Genomic DNA, 23,292 nt, shown 5'->3' on the forward strand with positions numbered 1-23,292 from the left:
CCCATGAACGAGCGGGATAGTCGTTGAAGCGGCATGTTTTCTCCCGGATGGGCGCGACCGACGCCTAGGCCGTCACCTTGTTTCTGGGAACGATCAGCACGGGCACCGGAGCGTGACGCAGAATCTTCGAGGCGGCCGAGCCGAGGAATACGTGGGCCGCGGGTCCGGCCGCGCCCGAACCCAGCGCCAGCATGTCGCCGGCTTCCCAGGAGACGGCCTCCACCGCTTCGCGCCAGTCGTGGCCGCTGCCGACCACGACATCCACGTCGGGAACCGGAATTCGGGCGCGAACTGCATTGAGTTGCTTGACGATATCGTCGCGCGTCCGGCGTGCCCACTGTTGTACGACGAGGTCCTCCGTCGATCGCTCGATCGCGCCGCCGAACATCGTCATCGGCCGCACCGTGAACGACACGATCCGCAACTGCACCGGCCACTGCCTGGCCAGTTCGGCGGTGGCAGCAACGAGACCGTTCACGTCGGCCTCGCCTCCGTACGCGACGGTGATCCGGCGGATCGTCTCAGGCACCGGCGGGTAACCGCGCGGAGCGATCGCGACGGGCACTGCCGCGGTATGGACCAGCCGTTCGGTGACGCTGCCCAGCGTCACCCTGCCCAGCAACCCGGACGACGACGACCCGACAACGACGAAACGCGCGTCGTGGGCGGTGACGAGTTCGATCAAACCTGTTGGAATGGAATCGGATTGGTGGACGACACGGGGAATGTCCAGGCCCCCGGGCAGCTGGCCGACCACCCTGTCCAGTGCCTGCGAAGCCTGCTCGGTGACGTAGCCCAGGTATTCGCGTTCGATGGGGTCGTCCTTCGCCGGCCACGGCCGTTCCACGATCGCCGCGGCCACAACCTTGTCGCCGGTCCAGCGTGATATCTGCACTGCCAGGTTAAGGGGTGCGGTGCCCTGACGGCTCGAGCTGAAGCCGGCGATGATCGTCATCGGGGGGCTCTCCCTGCGGCGACCGGGGTGACGACGACGTGCGTCACCGGCACGCTGTGCTCGGCGCGTGCGCGGTCCACGACGTCGAAACGGTGCCACACCGACTCTTCGGGTGGCAGTGTCGAGATGACGATCTGATCCGGACGAAACGAGTCGACGGCGGCGGCCAGTGCCCGCAGCGGCCGGTAGTCGCCCAACTCGCCGTCGGCTTCGAGGTTCTCCGCGCGAAGTGTCGCCAGCGTGTCGTCCAACCGCTGCTGTGCGACCTCTCGGGTCGCTTCCGCGACGTCGAGTGGACCGTGGGTGGCGGCAGTTCCGGTCTCGATCGGGCTGGCCGGCACGACCACGAAGTAGGTGGCATCCCGATCCGCGTCGATGCGACGAAGCTCGTCGAGCATTTCCTTGGACTGGACGGTCTGGTTCGCGAGCACCAGCACGCGGTGCGGTCGTGTCGTCGCCGCGACGCCTTCCACGACGGGTCGCCGGCCCACGAACCACTTGTTGGCGAGGAACAGCACGATGACGACGGCCCACGACAACAGGCTCAGCATTAGTTGCGACCGCACGTCGTCCTGCAGATACATCTGCACCAGGATCCCCACGATCGCGGCCGCGGTGATGATCGACAACACCGGGAACAGCCACATCTTGACCCGAAGCTCCGAGTCCGGGGTGCGGTAACGCAGCACGATCTGGGAGACGGCGATGAGCAGGTAGACGAACAGGATGACCGCACCGCTGGAGTTCAGCAGGAAGACGAAGACGGTGTCCGGTGAGACTGCCGCGGCGATGACGCACAGAAAACCGACGACCGAGGACGCGAGTATCGCGATGGCAGGCACCCCTCGACGAGTCACCCTGACCAGCTGTGCGGGTGCCTCCCGGCGCGCAGCGAGGACGAACAACATGCGGGAGGCGGTGTACATGCCCGAGTTGAGACAGCTCAACACGGCGGTCAACACCACGGCGTTCATGATGTGGTCGGCGTACGGAATACCCATTTCGGTGAACGCGGCGACGAACGGGGACGCGGCCGCATCCTCGTCGTTCCACGGCAGGATCGTCGCCAACAGGAACGTCGAGCCGACGAAGAACACCGCGATCCGCACGATCACCGAGTTCGCGGCCTTGGTCACCGCCCGCTCCGGATCCGCCGACTCCGCGGCCGCGATCGTCGCGATTTCGGCGCCGACCATGGAGAAGATCACCGTGACCACACCGACGGTGATGGCCATGGCGCCGAACGGCAGGAACCCGTCATGGCTCCACAGGTTCGAGAAGTCGAGCGATTTGTTCGGCCACACCCCCAACACGAACAGTGTGCCCAGCCCGATGAACACCACGATCGCGGCCACCTTGATCCCGGCGAACCAGAATTCGAACTCGCCGAACGACGACACCGAGAACAGATTCGTCGCCGTCATCAGAATCATCAGAACCAACGCCGACAACCACAACGGGATGTCGATCCAGTACTGGATGATCGTCGCGCCGGCGATCGCCTCGAAACCTACGACGATCACCCAGAAGTACCAGTACAACCAGCCGACGGAGAAGCCGGCCCAGTTGCCCAACGCGGCGCGGGCATAATCGGCGAACGATCCGGTCGACGGGTTGGCCACCGCCATCTCGGCCAGCATCCGCATGACCATGATGATCAGGACTCCGGCAAGCCCGTAGGTAATGAAGGCCCCCGGACCGGTGTCGCCGATGACGACGCCCGAGCCGACGAACAGGCCTGCGCCGATCACCCCACCGATCGCAATCATCGTCAGCTGCCGCTGGCTCAGCGCCTTCTTCAAAGTGGGTGTTGCACTCATTGCATCCCTCCGATACTCGACGCACCGGCTACTCGCTCTGTTGGCGAGACCGGCTGTCGGATTCCGTGGGATGTACTCGGCTGGGCACGCGACCAGAGGGAATGAGCCGCAGGGGCTTGAATCTCAATCGTAAGCCGCAGCGTCCGTCCGGCGAGCGAGATTCGGACAGGTGGATCGTGTGCGCGCTGCGCGCAAGCGCACCGGGCCTTCCGCAGCGGACGGCAGGAACGCGGCCAGACCGTCACGGGCGAACGAGGACCTCCAGCGCCTTGCGGTCGTCCATCGCCCGCTTCCTTGGAGACTCCCTGCAGGACCTGGTGACACCACCAGACTTTCCGTAGCGGCATCGGCAAGGCGGCCGTCGTCGTTGCCGGAGCCCGCTCGAACCAATTTCGAGCGGTAATCGGATGGTGTAAATTGTTCCCGCTCTCCCGTGCGCCTAATCGTGCGCCCGCTCCACGACCCAGGCCGCGACCTGGGTCCGGGAGGTGAAGCCCAGTTTGGCCAGGATGTGCTCCACATGGCCATGCGCGGTGCGGGGTGAGATCACCAGGCGGTCGGCGATGCCTGATTGGTCAGGCCTTCGGCGATCAGATCGGCGACTTGACGTTCCCTCTTGGCCTACGAGGCAATGCCGGCCCTGATCGCCCGCAGCGTCGCCGACACCGAACTCGGCAGCGCCGTGAGCTTCAACCAGGTGCTGCGCACCGTCGGCGGTTCGTTCGGCAGCGCCCTCGCAGGTGCGGTGCTCGCCGCGAACCTGGCACCGGACCTACTTCCCACCGAAAACGGAATCCGGCTCGCTCTCGCCGTGGGTGCCATCGGGTGCGCGGTCGTCTTCGTCGCACTCCTCGTCAATCACGTGATGTCGCGTCCGCCGACCCCGATGTCGGAGCCCGCGGACGCGCGCATCAGTCGGAGTTAGGCACCTTCGACGATGGCGGCCATTCCCTGCCCTCCACCGATGCACATCGTGACGAGCGCCTTGCCGCCGCCGCGGCGCCGCAATTCATGCAGAGCGGTGGTCGTCATCCGCGCGCCGGTCGCACCGATGGGATGTCCGAGCGAGATGCCGGACCCGTTGACGTTCAGTCGGTCCCGATCCTCGAAACCCCATTCCTTCAGGACGCCGAGCACCTGGCACGCGAAGGCCTCGTTCAGCTCGATCAGCGTGAAGTCGTCGAAGCTCGCACCCGTCCTGCTGAACAGCTTGGACGTGGCCGCGACCGGCCCGAGCCCCATCAGCGCCGGTTCACACCCGGCGGCGGACCAGCCGACGAGGAAACCCATCGGCTCGAGCCCGAGTTCGTCGAGTTGATCTTCGGCGACGACGAGCATCGACGACGCGGCGTCGTTCTGCTGACTCGCGTTGCCCGCGGTGACGACACCGTCTTTGAGAGCACTCCGCAGGCGCGCCAGGGTCTCGGGCGTGGTTTCCGGACGGATACCCTCGTCCCGCGCGACGACGGTGACGTTGCCCTTCCGGTCGGTGATCTTGACCTCGATCACCTCGTCGTCGAACTTTCCTGCCTCCCAAGCGGCGTGGGCCTTGGCGTGGCTCTCGGCGGCGAACGCGTCCGACTCCTCACGGCCGATTCCGCATCGTGTCGCGACGTTCTCGGCGGTCTCGATCATTCCGCTGATCTTCCCGAACCGCCATTCCGGCTGGGAGCGTTCCCGCCCGCGGTCGAGGCGGTCGTACAGGTTCAGCGATCCGGCGCGGGTGCCCCAGCGGGCACCGGTGGTGTAGTGCTCGATGTTGCTCATCGACTCGACGCCGCCGGCGAGCACGACGTCGGCCGCGCCGGTCTGCACCATCATCGACGCGGTCACGAGGGCCTGCAGGCCCGTGCCGCAGCGGCGGTCGGTCTGCAGTCCGGCGACGCGGATCGGCAGTCCCGCCTCGAGGGCCGCCCACCGTCCGATGCACGGGGCCTCGGAGTTGGCGTACGACTGGCCCATCACGACGTCTTCGATGAGGATCGGGTCGATCCCAGACCGTGCCACGGTCTCTTTGATCACGGTGGCGGCCAACGTCTCTGCCGGGACGTCGCGCAGTGCTCCGCCGAAACGGCCGACCGCGGTGCGGACGGGGGCGACCAGTGCTGCTCTACGCATGTTGTTCCTCGTTTCAGGAGACCAGGACGCGGACGGTCTCGGCGACGCACGCCGGCTTGTCCTCACCCTGGATCTCGATGGTGTATTTGACGACCAGTTGCGCGCCCTGGTTGGTGCGCTCGAACGACACGATCTCACCGCCGGCCCGCACCTTCGCCCCGACCTTCACCGGCTGGGGGAAGCGAACCTTGTTGAGGCCGTAGTTGATCACCATCTTCACGCCGTCGATGCGTATGAGTTCGGCGCCAAGTTTCGGCAGCAACGACAGCGTGAGGTAACCGTGGGCGATGGGGGCCCCGAACGGGCCCTGGGCGGCACGCTCGGGATCGACGTGGATCCACTGGTGGTCTTCGGTGGCATCGGCGAACCCGTTCACGCGTTCCTGCGTGATCTCGAGCCAGTCGCTGTGGCCGAGATGTTCACCGACTGCGGATTCGACGTCGTCGATTCCCTGGAATACGCGCATGACACTCTTTTCGGGTCGGCCCGATACCGGGCGGAAGTGGAAACGGCTAGATGTTGACGTTCTCGAACACGGCCGCGATGCCCTGCCCGCCGCCGATGCACATCGTCTCGATGCCGTAGCGGGCCTGGCGGCGATCCAGTTCACGAAGCAGATTGGCCAGGATACGACCACCGGTGGCGCCGACGGGGTGGCCGAGGGAGATGCCGGATCCGTTGACGTTGAACCGGTCTCGCATGTCGGACTCGTCGAACTTCCACTCCCGCGCGCACGCCAGCACCTGCGCTGCGAACGCCTCGTTGATCTCGAGGAGATCGATGTCGTTGAGGGTGAGCTTCGCCCGGGTGAGGGCCTTGTCGACGGCGGGGACCGGGCCGATGCCCATGCGGTTCGGCTCTACTCCGGCGACGCCCCAGCTGACGAGCCGGGCGAACGGGCGCAGGCCAAGACGTTCCGCGTTCTCGGGGGTGGTCACGATCGCGGCGGCGGCCGCGTCGTTCTGACCACAGGCGTTGCCGGCGGTCACGGTCGCCTCCGGATCGACGCGTGATCGGATGGGCCGCAACGCCGACAACGACTCGGCCGTGACATCGCGGCGCGGGTGCTCGTCGGTGGTGACGACGACGTCGGGCTTACCGCGTTTGCCCGGCACCGTCACCGGGATCGTCTCGGGGTCGAACAGGCCACCGTCCTGGGCGCGGATCGCACGCGCGTGGGATTCGGCGGCGTACGCGTCCTGCTCCTCGCGGCTGATCGAGTACTCGCGGCGCAGGTTCTCCGCGGTTTCGATCATGCCGCCCTCGACGGGGAAGTTGACGCCGCCGGAGTTGGTGCGGGGCTTGGCCAAGCGATCGTGGAATTCCACTGACGCACCCTTGACGCCCCAGCGCATTCCGGTGCTGTAGAACTCGGTCTGGCTCATCGACTCGGCGCCGCCCGCGATCACCAGATCGCTCATTCCGGTCTGCACCTGCATGGCCGCGTAGATCACCGCCTGCAGCCCGGAGCCACAGCGGCGGTCGAGCTGGATGCCGGGCACGGTGACGTCGAGGCCGGCGTCGAGCGCAGCGATCCGGCCGATGGCCGCAGCCTCGCCGTTGGCGTAGCCCTGACCGAAGATGACGTCGTCGATGTCGTCGGACGTGATCGACGTCCGTTCGATCAGGCCCTTCAACACCGTCGATGCGAGGGTGGTGACGGGGATGTCGCGGTACATGCCGCCGAATCCCCCGACTGGGGTGCGGACGGGTTCACAGATCACTGCTTCGTACATGGGCTCAGAGCGCTTTCTTCGCTTCGCGGACGAGGCCGCCGCCGATGATCAGACGCTGGATCTCGCTGGTGCCCTCGTACAGGCGCAGCAGGCGGACCTCACGGTAGATCCGTTCCACCGGAACGTCTCTCATGTATCCGGTGCCGCCGTGGACCTGCACCGCGAGGTCGGCGACCTTGCCGGCCATCTCCGTGCAGTACAGCTTCGCCACGGACGGGGAGATACGACGATCCTCACCGCTGACGTACTTCTGCGCCGCGTCCCGCACCAGCGCGCGGCCCGCGGACACGCCGACCTGCTGGTCGGCGAGCATGGCCTGCACCAACTGGAAGTCACCGATCGGGGTGCCGCCCTGCTTCGTGACCGCCGCGAAGGCGACGGACTCGTCCAGCGCACGCTGAGCGCTGCCGACGGCGAGTGCGGCGATGTGCACGCGGCCCCGGGCGAGCGACGTCATGGCGGCGCGGTAGCCGGCCTCCTCGCTGCCGCCGACCAGGGCGGTTTCGGGGACGGTGACGTCGTCGAACGCGACCTCCGCGGTCCAGGCACCCTCCTGGCCCATCTTCTTGTCCTTCGGCCCGACCACGACGCCGGCGGTGTCGGCGGGGACGAGGAACACCGCGATGCCGGTGCCGGTCTCGTCGGCGGGACGGGTGCGGGCGAAGACCACGAACAGATCGGCCAACGGCGCGTTGGTGATGAACCGCTTGGTGCCGTTGATCGTCCACTTGCCGTCCTTCAGGACGGCGCGGGTGGTCAGGCCCGCCGGGTTCGACCCGGCCTCCGGCTCGGTCAGCGCGAACGACGCGACCACGTCACCGGACGCGATGCGCTCGAGCCATTCCGACTTCTGTTCGTCCGTACCGAAATTCACCAGCACCTGGCCCGCGATCCCGTTGTTGGTGCCGAACATCGACCGCAACGCCAGGCTCGTGTACCCGAACTCCATGGCCAGTTCCACGTCCTGCGTGAGGTCGAGTCCGAGCCCGCCCCACTGCTGCGGGATGGCGTACCCGAACAGACCCATCTCCGCCGCCTTGCGGCGAATGTCGTCCGGAATCAGGTCCTTTTCCGCGATTTCATTTTCCCTGGGAATTACTTCCTTCTGAATAAAGGTTCTCGTCTGCGCGAGAATGTCCTTGAAGTCTTCGTCACTCACTTCGCGTTCAGCCATGAAGGTGAATATCCAGCAACCCGGCCTCGCTGTCAAGCGAGTGCCACGAACGAGAACGCGCAGCGCAGACGGCATTTACGACCCATAGGAAGAGGGAAACTGTCGGTTTCCTACAGCGTCTTTGACCACGGCGGTCCGAGGCACTTCAATAGGTGTCAGTGTCCGGAGGAATTGTCCGGGCATATTCACGAACAATGAAATTTCCCGGCGAGATGGAACTCGATATTCGACATGGTTGGCAGACCCGAGGACGCACTCCTCTACAAGGGCTACACCGTCGATCCGCACGAATTGGAACAGCTGTTGCTGTCACGACGAGGCATTCTCGACGTCGTGGTGGTCGGCCGCTCCGTTCTCGGGGTCGGGGAGATGCCCGTCGCTTTCGTGGTGGCAGAAACCACGGCGCGCATCACCGCCGAGGAACTGATCGAGTTCGTGGCGGCCACGGTGCCGCCGTACAAGAAGGTGCGTGAGGTGGTCTTCGTCGACGAGTTGCCCCTGTCCCCACGGGGTGCGGTCCTGCGGTCCGCGTTGCGCGACCGTCTGAACGACGTGCACGCCGAGCAGAGTACGGAGAAATGATGAATACGGGACAGGTGGAACAATGACACGACTGGCGCAGACCGCCGGGCTCACGGACACCCAGGGCGAGATCGTCTCGGCGGTGCGGGATTTCGTGGACAAGGCGATCATTCCGCAGGCGCAGGAGCTCGAACATTCCGACACGTACCCGACGGCGATCGTCGAGCAGATGAAGGAGATGGGCCTGTTCGGGCTCACGATCCCCGAGGAGTACGGCGGAATCGGGGAATCCCTTCTCACCTACGCACTGTGCGTCGAGGAGATCGCGCGGGGCTGGATGAGCGTGTCCGGGGTGATCAACACCCATTTCATCGTCGCGCACATGATCGCGAGTCACGGCACACCCGAACAGAAGGCCCACTACCTGCCACGCATGGCGACGGGTGAACTGCGCGGCGCGTTCTCGATGTCCGAGCCCGAACTGGGTTCCGACGTCGCCGCCATCCGGACCAAGGCGGCCCGGGCAGCGGACGGCAACTACGTGATCGACGGCCAGAAGATGTGGCTGACCAACGGCGGGTCGTCGACGCTGGTGGCAGTGCTGGTCCGCACCGAGGAGGGTGCGGCGAAGCCCCACGACAACCTCACCGCGTTCCTCATCGAGAAGCCCGCCGGGTTCGGCGAGGTGCTACCCGGGCTCACGATCCCCGGGAAGATCGACAAGATGGGCTACAAGGGCATCGACACCACCGAGATGGTGTTCAGCGGCTACCAGGCCGCGGCAGACACGATCCTCGGCGGCGACCCGGGCCGCGGCTTCCGGCAGATGATGGACGGCGTCGAGGTCGGCCGCGTCAACGTCGCCGCCCGCGCGTGCGGGATCGCCCAGCGCGCATTCGAACTCGGCGTGAAATATGCGAAGACGCGGGAGACGTTCGGTTCGCCGATCGCCGAACACCAGGCGATCGCCTTCCGGATCGCGGAGATGGCGACCAAGGTCGAGGCCGCACACCTGATGATGGTGAATGCGGCGCGGCTCAAGGACTCCGGGGAACGCAACGACGTCGCGGCCGGGATGGCCAAGTACCTCGCGAGCGAGTTCTGCTCCGAGGTGACGCAGGACAGCTTCCGGATCCACGGCGGCTACGGCTATTCCAAGGAATACGAGATCGAACGCCTCATGCGGGAGGCACCGTTCCTCCTCATCGGCGAGGGCACCAGCGACATTCAGAAGCAGATCATCAGCCGCGGGCTGCTGCGTTCGTACAACTGAGGAAGGAAGAATCAATGACACTTCTCGAGGGACGGGTCGCCGTCGTCACGGGCGCGGCCCAGGGCATCGGTTTCGAGATGGCCCGGAAGTTCGCGAGTGAGGGCGCGTCGGTCGTCCTCGGCGACATGCACGCCGAGAACGTCAAGGCCGCCGCCGGAAAGCTGGAGGCCGACGGCTTCCAGGCCGTCGCCGTCGCCTGCGACGTGACCGATCCGGATCAGATGCAGAACCTCGGAAAGACGGCGATCGACGCGTTCGGCGCGATGGACGTGTGGGTCAACAACGCCGGCATCACCCGCGACGCGACGCTGCGCAAGATGTCGCTCGCCGATTTCCGCTCCGTCATCGACGTGCACCTGCAGGGCGCGTGGCTGGGCACCCAGATCGCGTCGATCGCGATGCGGGAGGCCGGCAAGGGTTCGATCGTGAACATCTCGTCGATCTCGGGCAAGGTCGGCATGGTCGGGCAGACCAACTACAGCGCCGCGAAGGCCGGCATGGTGGGCCTGACCAAGGCGGCCGCGAAGGAGGTCGCCCGCCTCGGGGTGCGGGTCAACGCGATCCAGCCCGGCGTGGTGAACACCGACATGATCCGCGCCCTGCGCGCCGACATCATCGAGGCGAAGCTCAAGGAGGTCCCGATGGGCCGCGGTGCCGAGCCCGAGGAGATCGCGAACGTCGCACTGTTCCTCGCGTCCGATCTGTCCAGCTACATGACGGGCACCGTTCTCGAAGTCACCGGCGGACGTCACATCTGACATCCGGCGGATCGACGGGTCGTACGCAGTAGTCTGCACTGGTGGAGTCGCGTCACGTCGAGTACTTTCTCGCCACCGTCGACAACGACGGCCTGGCGCTCGCGGCCGAGGCCCTGGGCGTCACCAAGCCGTCGTTGTCGAAGGGGCTGCGCAATCTCGAGCGTGACCTCGGTGTCGAACTGTTCCACCGCGTGGGCCGCGGCCTGGTGCTCAGTGCGGCGGGAAAGGCATTCGTCGGTCCGGCGCGGAAGATCGTGCGAGACCTGGTGGCCGCCGAGAGCTCGCTGGTCGACGTCTCGGGACTGCCGCGCGGCCGACTCGACATCTGCGCGTCCGCGCACGTCGCGGAAGGCCCCGTCACGGAACTGATCGGGTCCTTCCGCAAGCAGTATCCCGGCGTGGTCGTCCGGCTCGCCGACCTGCGGCCGGTCGACGTCATCGCCTCGCTGATCCGCGACGGACACTGCGAGATCGCCTTCAGTCATTTCCCCTTCGCTGCAGCTGGATTGACGACGCGCGTCCTCGGAATCCACGAGTACTGGCTGGTGGTTCCGCACGACGCCGAGATCGACTGGCGAGATCCGTTCCCCCTCGATGACCTTCCGAACATTCCCGTGGTGGGGTTGCCCAAGGAGTCGTCGTCGCGCACCGTCATCGAGAAGGCACTGCAGGCCGCTGGGAGCCGGACGATCATGTCGGCCGTCGTCGAGCAGCGGGAAGCCGTCGGCGCGTTCGTCGTCGAGGGCGTGGGAATGTCGTTCATGGAACGCACCCTCGCGGAACGGGCCGCGGTCGGCGGCGCCCGGATCTGTACCCTCGACCCGCCGATCACCGTCCCGTACGGGGTGATCTACGACGAAGCCCGGCTGTCTCCGGCCGGACGCGCGTTCCTCGATACGCTCGCGCCCTGAGCCTCGTCGAGCGCGGCGATGAACGCCGCCGCCGCGGGCGGAAGCGGATCCGGTCGATGGACGAGACCGATGGTGCGCACCTCCGGCGGTGCGAGCGAGCGCACCACGACCCCCGGCAGTTCCTGCTCGGCGACGCGCCGCGGGAGCAGGGTCGCCCCCGCACCCTGGACAACCAGCTCCCACATCGACTGGCGATGCGCACACTCGACGGCGATGTTGTTCACCGGCAGTCGTGGACGCGACCCGATCTCGACGATCATCGGAATGTCGGCAAGCAGGTCGACGGGCACCGGATCGGGTAGCTCGATCGCCAGATCGGCGTGGAGTGCGAGCACGATTTCCTGTTCCCCCACCATCCGGAACTCGAGCCCCTGGTGGTCGACGAGCAGTTCGGTGAGCCCGAGGTCGCACTCACCCGACCGGACCGCGCGGCCGACGCCGTCCGGAACGTCCGCCGACACCGTGGCCAGGACCACGCGCGGGTACTGTCGATGAAACCGGCCGACGATACGCGGAAGCGGATCGGCAGCAAGAGAATTGAGAACTGCGATCGTCAGCGTGCCGGACCGCAGTTCGGCGACGTCGTGCACGACGGCCCGCGCCCGCTCCACATCGGCGAGAACCTGCCGCGCCGCATGCGCGAACGACGTGCCCGCCGGGGTGATCCGCAGCTTCCGTCCTCCACGATCGAACAGTTCGACACCCAGATCGCGTTCGAGAGTCCGGATCGCCTGCGACAGCGAAGGCTGCGCGATGAACAGTGCCCGCGCGGCCTCGGTGATGCTGCCGTGATCGGCCACGGCGACGAGGTACTCGGCGTCCCGGATGTCCACCGCCCGAGTCTAGCGACCACGAAGTGCGCCGAGGCCACGCCGGCCGACGAGATGCGCAACCAAATTGAAGGCCTGCGACCGCCTCATTTCACAAGCTCGCAACCACATTAGAGGCCGATGGTATATCAATCAGTCTCATATCCGGGAAGGTGCGACCGCCGATGCCGCTGCATGACAGATCAAGGCGACAGCAACTTCCGGAGGAAGTTGCCTCGTATGTGCGCGAGATGATCATTTCCGGCGACGTGCGTGCAGGCGATTTCCTCCGCATCGAGCGGATTGCCGAAGCCGTGGGAGTCAGCACGAGGCCTGTCCGCGAGGGGCTTCTTACACTCCGGAGCGAAGGCTTCGTCGAGTTGGTCCCCCGTCGAGGCCTCGTCGTGGCGCTGGCAGAGAAAGCCGTCCGATACGAACTGGTCTGCTCGGTAACTGCACCCACAGATGCCGTCGACGTTCTCGCGGTCGTACACGGCTTCCGCGTCCCCGTCGCTCACTACCCCGTCGGTGTTGTGGCGGAACGAACGGTGTCGTTCGAGCCCGCTCGCGATTCGCTAGGCCGACTCGGCGCTCTCGCGCTCGGCGGCCGCCAGCACGGCCTCGACGACCAGATCGTAGATCGTCCGACGATCGATGCCGGTCAGCTCCGTGATGTGGGCGCGGGCCGTCGGATACTCGCCGTCGGGTAGATGCGCGTAGATGCGCGTCCATGACGCGGCGTCCTTCGCCTGGATCTCGGGGTCCAGGGTGGCAAGTACGGCGACCTGCCCGGCGAGCCCGAGCGTGGCGTCGGCAAATGCCCGGTAGTACCGGACCGTGGCTTCGCGAGACAGGCCCGACCGCGCGAACGTCTCGAGGATCAGCTCGACCATTCGGCGCTCTGCCGGACCGCCCGTCGTACGGGCGAACGTCAGCGCCGCGATGGCAGGTGAACGGACCGCGGTCGCCCAGATCCGATCGGCGATGCGGCGCAACGTGTCCTGCCAGTGCTCGCCTTCGGGCACCTCCCCGATTTCCTCGAGCTCGACCGCGGTCGCATGGTCGTAGACGGCCAGCAGCAGCTCGTCCTTGTCGCGGAACAGCCTGTACAGAGTCGTCGCATCGACCTTCAGTTCCTCGCCGAGGCGACGCATCGTCAGCCCTGCGGCGCCGTCACGCTGAGCGAGTTCGAACGCAGCCTTCACCGCGGCTTCCTGCTGCAGCCCCTTGCGTTCACGCCGCGTCGTCCGCGCCGGCGTTGTGGCGCGAGCGGTGTCCTTCGCCATCGTGCTCCCCTCGATCCCGCGATCGATCCACCGTAGCAATACAGCACCCGCGCATCCTGCTGCCCACAAAGTTGTCAACAGCGTTGACAACACCGTCGCAGCGGAGTTTAGTGGTCGTCGCCACAGCACTACTTCAAGGAGTTCGCATGACGGAATCGCGGGTCGCGACAGCGACTGACGAACCACAGTTGACGCCGCGACTGACACTGCCGTCAGTAGTGGCATTCGGGTTGTCCTACATGGCTCCGAGCCTGGTCATGATCATTTTCGGCGTCATCGCAGTCGTCAGTGCCGGCACCGCGCCCACGGCGTTCCTGGTCGCGACCGGGGCGATGCTGCTCACCGCACTGAGCTACGCACGCCTGGCGCGCATCTACCCGGTCTCGGGTTCGGCGTACTTCTACGCCCGCCGCAACCTCGGCTCGGCGGCCGGGTTCCTGGTCGGATGGGCGATCCTGTTGGACTACCTGTTCTTGCCGATGGTCGCGTGGCTGGCGCAGTCGATCCTGCTCAACGCACAGTTCCCGGCGGTTCCGATCTGGCTGTGGATGTTGATCAACGCCGGCTTGACGACGGCGATCAACGTCATCGGGATCGCGCTCGCCGATCGTCTCAACCGGTTGCTACTCGCCGTCTCCACCTTCTTGGTGCTGCTCTTCTTCGCGTACTGCATCAAGTTCCTCGCCGGCAATCCGGTCGCCTCCTACGGCGAACCGTTCTGGAACTCCGACAGCACGGTCGCCGGTATCTCCGCGGCAGCGGCGATCGCGGCGTACTCGTTTCTCGGTTTCGACGCGGTGACCACACTCGCCGAGGAGACCAAGGACGCCGCGCGAAACATCCCCCGGGCCATCATCTGGATCGTCTCCATCGGCGGCGTCATCTTCTTCGTCGTGGCATATGTCATGCAGCTCGTCCACCCCGGCGACATCTTCGACGATGCGCAGGCCGCGTCGTACGCGATGTCGGTGCAGGTCGGTGGTCAGTTCTTCGCCGATTGGACCAACCTCGCGGGAATCATCGCAGGATCGGCATCCTGCCTGGCCGTCCAGCTCAGCTCGAGCCGTCTACTGTTCATCATGGGCCGCGACGGCGTGCTTCCCCGCCGATTGTTCGGAAAGCTCAACGGCCGTACCCGGACTCCGGTGTTCTGTGTGCTCGTCACGGGCAGCATGTGCTTCCTCGGTATGAACATGCCGCTCGAAACCGCGACGGGATTCATCAACTTCGGCGCGTTCACGGCCTTCACCGCGGTCAACCTCTGCGTCATCGTGTACTACCTGCGGAACTACGCCACACGGCAGTTGAGTGCCGTCCGCTTCGTGGTCATGCCGCTCGTCGGCGCCGCCGTGACGCTGTACATGATCACCCAGCTCAGCGAGCATGCACTGATCTCCGGAATCTCCTGGTTGGCAATCGGAATCGTCTACCTCGTCTGGCTCACACGCGGCTTCCGCCGGCCGACACCTGAAATGAGCTTCACCCACGAGCAGGCGGTCATCGTCGCCGCCGGACGGAGCAGCGAGGCCGTGAAATGATCGATACCAAGTCGTTTGTCAGCCTTGCGGATTGGCAGAGCCCACCGACCAACCGGTACACCTTCGGCCGAATGCGGCAAGTCGTGCCGACTGCACGGGTCGCTGCCGGATCGGCGCCACTGCCACTCACCGACGGCGACCCGCTCGATCTCGATCTCCCCGTCGGCACCGAAACGCTCCGTTCGATACTCGACCGCACCTACACCGACGGATTCATGGTCCTCCACAACGGCACCGTGCGCGCCGAGTTGTATCCCGGAGACCTCGAACCCGGCCGGACGCACATGCTGTTCTCGGTCAGCAAGTCAATCGTCGGAACCGTCGCGGCAAACTTGATCGCGACCGGTCTGCTGGACCCGGAAGCCGCACTCACCGAGTATATTCCGGAGCTTGCGAACTCCGGCTACGCGGGCGCCACTGTGCGCCATATCCTCGACATGCGTTCCGGCATCCGATTCTCCGAAGAATACCTGGAGCCCGGCGCCGAGGTGCGGTACCTCGATCAGGCCGTGGGCTGGATTCCGCGCGTCGACGATTGGGTACCGCCGTCGCTCTACCAGTTCCTACCGATGCTGAAAGCGGATCGCCCCCACGGTGGCCCGTTCGAATACCGCTCGTGTGAAACGGATGTACTCGGCTGGGTATGCGAACGCGCCGCCGCCGACCGTATGCCGGCACTGCTGTCGCGGCTCGTGTGGTCGAAGTTCGCCGCCGACGACATGGACGCCGGGGTAGACCGTGCCGGAGCCGTTTTCGCGGACGGTGGCCTCGCCGCGACGCTCCGGGATGTTGCGCGATTCGGTGAGATCCTCCGCCGCGGCGGACGCATCGGCGCCGAACAGGTCGTGCCGCTGCACTGGATCGACGATTCCCTGCGTGGCGCGCCCGATTCGTGTGAGGCATATTCCCAATCGCCGACCGGAACGCCGTTCCCGGGCGGAATGTACCGAAATCAGTTCTGGATTCCCCACCCCGATCGGCGTGTGCTGTTGTGTCTGGGCATCTACGGTCAGTCCATCTACATCGACGTCGACCGGGGCGTCGTCGTCGTGAAACTGTCGTCCTGCCCGACACCGGTGAACGACGAACTGGACAACGCCGGATTCGCCGCGGCCGAGGCCGTCGCCGCGGCGTTGGCCTGAACGGTCACAGCATCAGGGCGTGCGGAGGCCCCCGGTCCACGGCCGCGGGGGCCGCGCACGTCCGCCTGTCCAACGGACGGGATTCGGTAAACACCCCTCGCCGTACGACTGAACAGTGCCGTCCTCTCCGAGGCAGACAAGGCTTCCGTAACGGACTTCAGCGCATTCCACAGGGGAACGAATCCGCACGATCGAGCATCCGGCGGAAAATTACTCTCCATCATGCAGCGGTCAGCACCAAACGCCTCCACCGCGGTTTCGACGTATGGGCGCCAGATCTCTGCCAGCTCATCCGAACCGGCCTTGGTCTCCCGACTTTCGAGGCCGAAACCCCAGAAGGGCAGGCCTAGACCACCGATCTTGCAGACGACGTTGGGACGTCGAGCAAGATCATGCAGGGAGTCTCGCCAGCTTCGAAAGATTGCGTGGCTCTCCTCAGCGTTCGTTTCCATGGCTATCGCCAACCCCAGATGGTTCAGGATCATCGTCGTCTCTGGAACGGAGTCCGCCAATCTGCTCAACTCTGGGAGCTGATGGTGGAGGACGGCGGCGTCGAAAGTGAGTTCTCGTTTCCCGAGCTCGCGCAGTCCTGACACGAGTCCTGGGCGGCGGATGAGTCCACTCGGGGAACGGTGCGTGATGTACCGATACGGCGCCTCCGACGGGTGGTCGATCAGTATCTGTCGCACCCCACGGAAGCGTTCGGGTGCGGTCGAGAGCGCGAGATCGAGAAACTCTCCCGCGGGCTCGCCGACGTGAGGTCTGCGTAGCCCACGATCGCGGCCGAGACCCGGCAGGGTCCGTAACCGCCGCTGTCACTCATCGCGGCCACGCCGTTGACGAACTCGACCTCACCAATCGCGCGTAACTGGGCCGGACCGTAGGTGCGTGCCATCGCCTGGGTTTCGACGTACACCGAGGCGACTATGTTGTGCCCCGCCGAGGCGTCCGCCAGATAGTCCTCGAACATGTAGCGGCCGGTCGGGCGGTCGAAGAGGTGGTGGTGCGAGTCGACGATCTCGAGGTCGGGATCGAGAATTGGTTCACTCGTCCTGCCGTTGTGTTCGGTCATAGTGGTTCCCTTTCCTGCTGCGCAGACCTAGGTCAGCTCGTCGGGATCGCTCCATCGTTCTCTTGTTCGAGGACCGCCCCGAGCGTCGCTATCGCCGTCACAGCATTGGGCCAACCCGCGTAGATCGCGAGATGGGTGATGATTTCGACGAGTTCCTCTTGCTGTACGCCGTTGCCCACTGCCCGCGAAAAATGCTCCGGCAGTTGGTTTTCCCGGCAGAGCGCGACCAGCGCAGCCACGGTTATCAGACTGCGATCGCGTGGGGACAACGCAGGTCGCTCCCAGACGTCACCGAACAGCACATCGTCTGTCAACGATGCGAGCTTCGGCGCGAGAGTGCCGAACATCCTTTGCGCACGGCTGACAGTTGAATCTTCGGTATCCCCGGACATCGGTCTCCTTCGGGTATGGGACGGAACCGCACTTCGCGAGCACGCACTGCGTACATATCGTGCTTGGCCATGCTCCGCACTAGAGGTACGCGCAGTTCGGACGTCACGGCGGTCGCCTTCGCGCCACACGTTCGACAAGTCGGCGCGTGCACCGACGTCGCCCGGCACGGAGAAACTCCGTCTGCACCGAACCTTGTGTTGCGTTATATATTGAGTGCTCGCGCGGGCCAAGGGGTACGGCGCGATGATGGGCATCGGGCGTGCTGGAGCGATCCTGTCGCCCATCGTCGCGGGCTACGCGCTCAGCGTGATGACGCCGCGCGCGATGAACCTGGCGGTCATCGTGCCCCTCCTGCTCGCGGCCCTCGTGGCAGTCGCTCTCATGCGCGTCACCCGCGCCGTCGAAGCCGACGCATCGCACGCGGAGGCTCACCCTCTCGCAGTTGCGGAGTAGGAGGCCGCGCTGTTCTTCACCGATGAAGGCGGCCACGTCCACCACAATCTCCTGAATCTGGAGGTCGAAGTGGTTCCGAGCCAAGTCGTCACGTCGATCGAACGCCGGGGTGGTGCGGGGGCACAACAGCTACCATTCGGACAAGGTGAGCGAATGGCGCGTGGACAGCGTCGTCCTCGTGACCCAACGCCTTTCCCGCTCAACGCTTTATGACGAGCTGACCCGGAATTCCGAATCGCTCGAAGAGAACGGCATCACCCGTGTTCTCCGCATCGGTGACTGTCTCGAGCCCCGGGTGACCGCGGAATCCGTCTTCGACGGCCACCGGCTTGCACGCGAGATCGACACCAGCGACCCCGCGGTTCCTCTTTGGATACGAAGCTAGTCGAGAGCGGATTGACTGCTTCGTAGATCAGGTTCGCGGGTTCGCTTCCGTGGTTGTGGTGCTACGCGACCACGAGCTTGCTGCGCAAGGCCGCGAGAGTTCCATCCGACAGCCCAAGCCCGTCCGCAACATAGTTGTCGAACGAGCCGTAGATCTTCTCGATCTCGTCAAGACCGGCCTTCAGGTACTCCGGCCGGACACTCGACAGCGCGCGCATCGCATCACCCCTGGCAGGGCCGCCAGATTCAGTTGCGCGGGCTGCGTTCGAATCTGTCGTTCTTGCCAGGTACTCGTTCGACAGCAGGTAGTCGCGCATGACAGTGCCACGATCGACGCCAGCAATGGTCAGGATAGTGGCGGCGATCCACCCTGTCCGATCCTTACCCGAAGTGCAGTTGAAGATCACCGGCCCATCAGTGAGAGCTATGTCGGTGATAGCGGCACCGAGCTGCGCACGTACCTCCGGCACATTGACCAACTTTTGATAGGCGTCGACCATCAGGCGATTGACACTGGTGACCGACGAGATATCGAGTCCACCCCCTGCCGCGGCATTGCTGTCCGCGGCGTCGCCGTACACGTTGTACCGCACATACTTCGCACCCTCAGGCACCCGGTCCGGCTTCGCCGAAACCTCACCACTGGACCGGAGGTCAAAGACCGCGCGCACACCCAAAGTACTCAGTACCGCCAAATCGCCGCCGTCAGCAACCAGCGCGTTTGAGCGGTAAATTAGCCCAGCGCGGATCGTGCCCCCATCCACAGTCCGGTAACCGCCCTCTCTGCCAGCGATGTCACGGAAGTTTTCGACTGAACTCAACCGAGGGGTAACCGGTGCAGCCGTGTTCACTGTCGCCGCCGTCGTTGTCACGGTGGAGTTCGCGGACGTATCCGCCTTGCTGCAGCCGGCAAGTAGTGCGGCCACGAGAGCAGCGGAAGAAACTGCGACACGGAAACGTGGGTGCAAGACGGACTCCAATCCGTAAGCGATCAGAAGTGACGTTAAGCACCGTACAGTGGATCATGTGATTTGTACAACCGATCGTGCCATATGATCAGCTTTTTCTCTTACCACTCCCCCGCGAAAACCGAGCCTTCCCAACAGGATCGATTCAGGCAGACCATCTCGACTTCTGGGAGATGATGACCTCATCTGCACGAACTGCTGACATATCGCCAGATCCGTTGTTTGCCAGATTTATACACGCCCGCCCCTAGTCGCGGCGTTCACGTAGTTACCTATACCGCTAACCATGTCGCCTGCGGGAGCGATCGAGACACTCGCGGTTTCCCACAGAACCATGATGGTCCGATCGCCCCAACCTGTGCGGCAAGGCTTTAGGTGCAGCACCCCAGGCCTACGCGGCTTGCCGTTGACCCTACTGAGCCTGTTCCACCACCCAGGCCGCAATTTGAGCGCGCGAGGTGAATCCAAGCTTGGCGAGTACGTGCTCAACATGCCCCTGGGCCGTCCGCTGTGAAATGACCAGCTTTTCGGCGATCGCCCTGTTCGTCATACCTTCGGCAACGAGTTCGGCAACTTGCTGTTCCCGCTTCGTAAGCGTGGCTACGGGAGTGGTCGAATCATGCCTAGGGGGGCGCTGCCCGAGCGCATACGCGACAGAGGCGGCGAAGTCGAGGTTTCCGCCCTTACGCAATGCGGAGTTGAACGTTCGCTCACCCAGAGCTCGGCGGACCGCACGTTCACAGTGATCGTGATGGTGACTCAGGTTGGGAAAGATGACCGTGGAGCTTCCAACGGATTGCACTAGTGCTTCTGCGGCGGCCATGAGTGTTGCCGCTCGACTGGGGTCATGGTTACTACAGGCAATCCACGCAAGCGTTTCGAGGCATGTTGCCGCAGTGAGGGGGTCATCTACTCTATGGGCGATTTGCAAACTTTCTTCGAGAACCATAGTGGCTCTTGCATTGTCTCCCTGCCGCCACACCGCCACGCCTAGTGCCCATAGCGCGTAGGACCTGTAGACGGATTCACCATGCGATTTGGTGGTCGCGAGAACTCGTTCATAGCATTCGATCGCACGGTGAGTGTCACCGCGCATTTCGTGTGCCCATCCGAGGGTATAGGTAGCGCCGACCTGCAGCGCGAGCTCGACCTGGTCACCGAACACCGCTACTGCCTGCTCCAGAAACAAGCACGCACGGTCAAGGTCTTCGTTGAATAGCGCGAGCAGTCCTTCGGCATGTGCGATGAGTGCGCGTGCCATGGGATCTGTTAGCTCGTCTGCCATTGCCTGCCCCTCTTCGACAAGCGCGTGGCTTGCAGACAGGTCGCCTTGCACTTCAGCGAGCACGCTGTTTGCATAGAGTGCCTTGACTCGCTCCGCGGTCGGTTCTCCGGTCTGGTGTGCGAGTATCCGGCCCAGCCAGTATCGGCCTTCATTGAAGAGGCCGCCCGATGACCAGAACATGAAGAGGGCGGTGGCGATGCTGAGTCCTACGTCGGGGTCACCTGCGTCCGACAGGCTGAATTCCATTGCTGCGCGCAGATTGGGGCGTTCTCGGCCAAGTCTGGAGATCCAGCCGACTTGTCGTGGACTGATCCAGTCCGCTTCTGCGTCGATTGCCAACTGACGGTACCAAGCACAATGCCGGACCGATAGTGCTTCGTATTCCTCTGCAGCGTGCAGTTTCTCGCGTCCGTAGTCGCGTATCGTTTCGAGTAATCGAAATCTGACCACCGAGGCAAGGGTCTCAGATATAACAATCGACTTGTCGACCAGCGAGGCGATGGTATCGATGAACTCACCGGATTCGACGGTTTTTCCGCATATCTGTTCTGCTGCATCAAGTTCGAATGAGCCAGCGAAGATCGACAGTCGCGCCCATACCGCTTGTTCGCGGGGTGAGCAGAGTTCATAGCTCCAATCAACGCATAGTCGTAGCGTCTGCTGGCGCGTCGGCACGTCTCTGCCCGATCTCGACAGTATCTCGTACTTGTCTGTCAGGCGCTCCAGCACTTGGTCGACAGACATCGCACGCAGGCGCGCAGCGGCCAGCTCGAGGGGTAGGGGTAATCCGTCGAGGCGCTGACAGATTTTGGCGACCGATATCCGATTGTCTTCGGTCAATTCGAAAGTGGAGTCGGCTGCTGCTGCCCGCTCTGCGAACAAGGTCACCGCATCGTAGCTGGGCAGGCCACGCAGCGACGGGTCGCGCTGTGCGTCGGGAACCGTGAGAGGAGGGACACGGAGCACAGCTTCACCACTGATGTCGAGGATCTCCCGGCTGGTTGCGAGGACGTGAAGTCCCGGGCATGCGCGCAAAAGTGTCTCGACGAGGGCAGCTGCGGCATCCACGACTTGCTCACAGTTGTCGAGAATGAGTAGCAGTCTTCGTGCGGCGACGAACTCGACCAGTAGGTCTTCGATGGGGCGTGTGGACTGGTCCCTCAGTCCGAGCGCGCTGGCCACCACGTCGGCGAGCAACGACTCATCTCGCAGTTCCCCTAGTTCGACCAGCCAGACGCCGTCTGCAAATGCGCGCCGCGCCTCCGCGGCCGCTCGCAGTGCCAGCCGGGTCTTGCCTACTCCCCCGATCCCAGTCAATGTGACCAGGCGCGCCGTCGAGAGCAGCTTCTTTACTTCGGCCAGTTCATTGCGCCGACCGACGAAGCTGGTTAGCTCCAGTGGCAAATTCCCGTTCGCGTTTCGTGACGGGGTCCGAGGGTGTGGCTTTCTGCTGTCGCCGGCGTCACGATCGGCGGGCATCTTGCTGTTCTTGACGGCCTGGGGATTCGCCTGCAGGGCCATGTCGTCGATCGGGTAGCCGAGTTGATGCTGTAGCTCTCGGATCTCTTCGCCGAGGGCCGCAGCTGACCGCGGGCGGTCCGTCGGGTCACTAGCCATTGCACGTTCGATGACTGCGCATATGGCATCCGGAATACCGTGCTCGCGAAGGTCTGGAACAGGCTGGGTTGTGATCCTGAGAAACTGCGCGACGACTTGTTCCCCGCTGTGGCGTTCGAACGCGGCGTGCCCGGTGATTGCGCAGAAGAGGGTCGCTCCGAGACTGTAGATGTCCGAGGCGAGGCTGGGCGGATCCCCGCGTAACACTTCCGGTGCAGTAAAGGCGGGCGACCCCGTGACTGTTCCGGTTCCCGTTTCGAAGCCCCCCGAGATGCGAGCGATTCCGAAGTCCGTCAGCGCTGGCTCAGCGTAGTCGGTGAGCAGGATGTTGGCCGGTTTCACGTCGCGATGAAGGATCTCGAGGCGATGGGCAGTCTCCAGTGCGCCCGCCATCTTCACGCCGAGACGAAGTGCTTCCGCAAAGTCGAGAGGGCCGTGACTGCGGATTGCGGCTTCCAGTGACTCCTGCGGGTGGTAGGGCATGACGATATACGGACGGCCGCTGGCGGTGGTGCCGACTTGGAGGATGCTGACGATGTTGGGATGACCTGTCAGTCGACCCATAGCGCGCTGTTCCCGGAAGAATCGGGCACGGTTTTCGTCGTCGAGGTCGGCTGTCAGGACTTTTACGGCCACCGACCGGTCAAGAGCGGGCTGGCCACACCGGTACACAAGCCCGAAACCGCCGCGTCCGATCTCCTGTGCATTCTGAAATCCGACGGCCTCGAGCTCCGACGTGATGTTCAGGGTCACGTCGCGTTGTGTCTCGCGCGGATCATTCATACGCTTCACCTCTAACGCTGCAAACCTACGATATCGCGTCGTAGAGTGCCCCTCCCAAACTGTCGAGGTTGTCTTTCGCACCAATGGCGATATGCATCCGATTTGATCGATCCCCACGTTCGGCGCGGCCGCCGAACGGGACGGCCCGGGCGATGGCGTCTCTGCGACTCTCGACATGCCGAATCCGGCTAGCTGGATTCGCGATTCTCCACCTAGAGAATCTCGACCTTCAGTCAGCTACCGGCCTGCTGTGGGCACCTTCATTTGCCGGCACAGCCCGGAATGTCAATGCTAC

The 23,292-nt window shown here is 64.4% G+C and carries 20 protein-coding genes and 4 pseudogenes; 10 read left to right on the forward strand and 14 right to left on the reverse strand.

Annotated features, from left to right (window positions below; translation table 11 throughout):
* Positions 1–64 precede the first annotated feature (64 nt).
* The 3 genes and pseudogenes from ACLIVD_RS33615 to ACLIVD_RS33625 form a co-directional block, all read right to left on the reverse strand.
* Positions 65–955 (reverse strand): universal stress protein, encoded by an 891-nt coding sequence (locus ACLIVD_RS33615; RefSeq protein ID WP_164062244.1) that lies wholly within the window; start codon positions 953–955, stop codon positions 65–67.
* Positions 952–2,775 (reverse strand): amino acid permease, encoded by a 1,824-nt coding sequence (locus tag ACLIVD_RS33620; protein ID WP_164062245.1) that lies wholly within the window; start codon positions 2,773–2,775, stop codon positions 952–954. The genes ACLIVD_RS33615 and ACLIVD_RS33620 overlap by 4 nt, the downstream gene beginning before the upstream one ends.
* A gap of 439 nt (positions 2,776–3,214) precedes the next feature.
* Positions 3,215–3,393: pseudogene (locus ACLIVD_RS33625) on the reverse strand (response regulator transcription factor); the annotation flags it as partial.
* Between ACLIVD_RS33625 and ACLIVD_RS33630 the strand changes: the two are divergent.
* Positions 3,392–3,700: pseudogene (locus ACLIVD_RS33630) on the forward strand (MFS transporter); the annotation flags it as partial. The pseudogenes ACLIVD_RS33625 and ACLIVD_RS33630 overlap by 2 nt on opposite strands.
* Here the strand turns inward: ACLIVD_RS33630 and ACLIVD_RS33635 are convergent.
* From ACLIVD_RS33635 to ACLIVD_RS33650, 4 genes are read right to left on the reverse strand one after another with little or no spacing between them, the layout of a single operon-like run.
* Positions 3,697–4,893 (reverse strand): acetyl-CoA C-acetyltransferase, encoded by a 1,197-nt coding sequence (locus ACLIVD_RS33635; protein ID WP_491931425.1) that lies wholly within the window; start codon positions 4,891–4,893, stop codon positions 3,697–3,699. The pseudogene ACLIVD_RS33630 and the gene ACLIVD_RS33635 overlap by 4 nt on opposite strands.
* A 13-nt stretch (positions 4,894–4,906) precedes the next feature.
* Positions 4,907–5,359, reverse strand: coding sequence for a MaoC family dehydratase (locus tag ACLIVD_RS33640; protein WP_491931426.1), 453 nt, complete (start codon positions 5,357–5,359; stop codon positions 4,907–4,909).
* A 46-nt stretch (positions 5,360–5,405) separates the two neighbouring features.
* Positions 5,406–6,629 carry an acetyl-CoA C-acetyltransferase gene (locus tag ACLIVD_RS33645; RefSeq protein ID WP_283332276.1) on the reverse strand — a complete coding sequence of 408 codons (1,224 nt, stop codon included), beginning with the start codon at positions 6,627–6,629 and terminating at the stop codon, positions 5,406–5,408.
* 4 nt (positions 6,630–6,633) lie between these two features.
* On the reverse strand, positions 6,634–7,803 hold the full coding sequence (locus ACLIVD_RS33650; protein ID WP_133985448.1) for an acyl-CoA dehydrogenase family protein: 1,170 nt from the start codon (positions 7,801–7,803) through the stop codon (positions 6,634–6,636).
* Between the two features lie 231 nt (positions 7,804–8,034).
* On the opposite strand from ACLIVD_RS33650, the gene ACLIVD_RS33655 reads away from it, so the two are divergent.
* The 4 genes from ACLIVD_RS33655 to ACLIVD_RS33670 are packed head-to-tail and all read left to right on the forward strand — an operon-like array spanning position 8,035 to position 11,267.
* Positions 8,035–8,385, forward strand: coding sequence for an AMP-binding enzyme (locus tag ACLIVD_RS33655; protein WP_054245945.1), 351 nt, complete (start codon positions 8,035–8,037; stop codon positions 8,383–8,385).
* 22 nt (positions 8,386–8,407) lie between these two features.
* The gene (locus ACLIVD_RS33660; RefSeq protein ID WP_491931427.1) at positions 8,408–9,598 is read left to right on the forward strand and encodes an acyl-CoA dehydrogenase family protein; all 1,191 of its coding nucleotides are present in this window, start codon (positions 8,408–8,410) and stop codon (positions 9,596–9,598) included.
* 14 nt (positions 9,599–9,612) lie between these two features.
* Positions 9,613–10,356, forward strand: a complete 744-nt coding sequence (fabG, locus tag ACLIVD_RS33665; RefSeq protein WP_491931428.1) for a 3-oxoacyl-ACP reductase FabG — start codon at positions 9,613–9,615, stop codon at positions 10,354–10,356.
* Between the two features lie 41 nt (positions 10,357–10,397).
* On the forward strand, positions 10,398–11,267 hold the full coding sequence (locus tag ACLIVD_RS33670; RefSeq protein WP_005250384.1) for a LysR family transcriptional regulator: 870 nt from the start codon (positions 10,398–10,400) through the stop codon (positions 11,265–11,267).
* Here ACLIVD_RS33670 and ACLIVD_RS33675 read toward each other — a convergent pair.
* The gene (locus ACLIVD_RS33675) at positions 11,207–12,100 is read right to left on the reverse strand and encodes a LysR family transcriptional regulator (RefSeq protein ID WP_005265006.1); all 894 of its coding nucleotides are present in this window, start codon (positions 12,098–12,100) and stop codon (positions 11,207–11,209) included. The genes ACLIVD_RS33670 and ACLIVD_RS33675 overlap by 61 nt on opposite strands.
* A 161-nt stretch (positions 12,101–12,261) precedes the next feature.
* Between ACLIVD_RS33675 and ACLIVD_RS33680 the strand changes: the two are divergent.
* Positions 12,262–12,486: pseudogene (locus tag ACLIVD_RS33680) on the forward strand (GntR family transcriptional regulator); the annotation flags it as partial.
* Between the two features lie 165 nt (positions 12,487–12,651).
* On the opposite strand, the gene ACLIVD_RS33685 reads toward ACLIVD_RS33680, so the two are convergent.
* A complete protein-coding gene (locus tag ACLIVD_RS33685; RefSeq protein WP_283351144.1) occupies positions 12,652–13,362 on the reverse strand; it encodes a TetR/AcrR family transcriptional regulator in 711 nt (236 codons plus the stop codon).
* A 146-nt stretch (positions 13,363–13,508) separates the two neighbouring features.
* On the opposite strand from ACLIVD_RS33685, the gene ACLIVD_RS33690 reads away from it, so the two are divergent.
* Both ACLIVD_RS33690 and ACLIVD_RS33695 read left to right on the forward strand, forming a co-directional pair.
* Positions 13,509–14,900, forward strand: coding sequence for an APC family permease (locus tag ACLIVD_RS33690; protein ID WP_283351143.1), 1,392 nt, complete (start codon positions 13,509–13,511; stop codon positions 14,898–14,900).
* Positions 14,897–16,042: a serine hydrolase domain-containing protein gene (locus ACLIVD_RS33695; protein WP_491931429.1), complete on the forward strand. Its 1,146-nt coding sequence runs from the start codon at positions 14,897–14,899 to the stop codon at positions 16,040–16,042. The genes ACLIVD_RS33690 and ACLIVD_RS33695 overlap by 4 nt, the downstream gene beginning before the upstream one ends.
* Before the next feature lie 140 nt (positions 16,043–16,182).
* Here the strand turns inward: ACLIVD_RS33695 and ACLIVD_RS33700 are convergent.
* The 3 genes and pseudogenes from ACLIVD_RS33700 to ACLIVD_RS33710 form a co-directional block, all read right to left on the reverse strand.
* Positions 16,183–16,731, reverse strand: a pseudogene (locus ACLIVD_RS33700) (amidohydrolase family protein); the annotation flags it as partial.
* The gene (locus ACLIVD_RS33705) at positions 16,716–17,114 is read right to left on the reverse strand and encodes a hypothetical protein (RefSeq protein WP_491931430.1); all 399 of its coding nucleotides are present in this window, start codon (positions 17,112–17,114) and stop codon (positions 16,716–16,718) included. The pseudogene ACLIVD_RS33700 and the gene ACLIVD_RS33705, both read right to left, overlap by 16 nt.
* 32 nt (positions 17,115–17,146) lie before the next feature.
* Positions 17,147–17,506 carry a carboxymuconolactone decarboxylase family protein gene (locus ACLIVD_RS33710; RefSeq protein ID WP_491931431.1) on the reverse strand — a complete coding sequence of 120 codons (360 nt, stop codon included), beginning with the start codon at positions 17,504–17,506 and terminating at the stop codon, positions 17,147–17,149.
* A 244-nt stretch (positions 17,507–17,750) separates the two neighbouring features.
* Between ACLIVD_RS33710 and ACLIVD_RS33715 the strand changes: the two genes are divergently transcribed.
* Positions 17,751–17,960, forward strand: coding sequence for a hypothetical protein (locus tag ACLIVD_RS33715; protein WP_283332284.1), 210 nt, complete (start codon positions 17,751–17,753; stop codon positions 17,958–17,960).
* Positions 17,961–18,120: 160 nt separating this feature from the next.
* Positions 18,121–18,345, forward strand: coding sequence for a hypothetical protein (locus ACLIVD_RS33720; protein ID WP_477951776.1), 225 nt, complete (start codon positions 18,121–18,123; stop codon positions 18,343–18,345).
* Between the two features lie 61 nt (positions 18,346–18,406).
* On the opposite strand, the gene ACLIVD_RS33725 is transcribed toward ACLIVD_RS33720, so the two are convergent.
* Positions 18,407–19,195 (reverse strand): tyrosine-protein phosphatase, encoded by a 789-nt coding sequence (locus ACLIVD_RS33725; RefSeq protein WP_491931432.1) that lies wholly within the window; start codon positions 19,193–19,195, stop codon positions 18,407–18,409.
* Between the two features lie 529 nt (positions 19,196–19,724).
* Positions 19,725–22,997 carry a protein kinase domain-containing protein gene (locus tag ACLIVD_RS33730; protein ID WP_491931433.1) on the reverse strand — a complete coding sequence of 1,091 codons (3,273 nt, stop codon included), beginning with the start codon at positions 22,995–22,997 and terminating at the stop codon, positions 19,725–19,727.
* Positions 22,998–23,292: the final 295 nt, after the last annotated feature.

Source organism: Rhodococcus sp. G6(2025) (genome assembly GCF_058628105.1).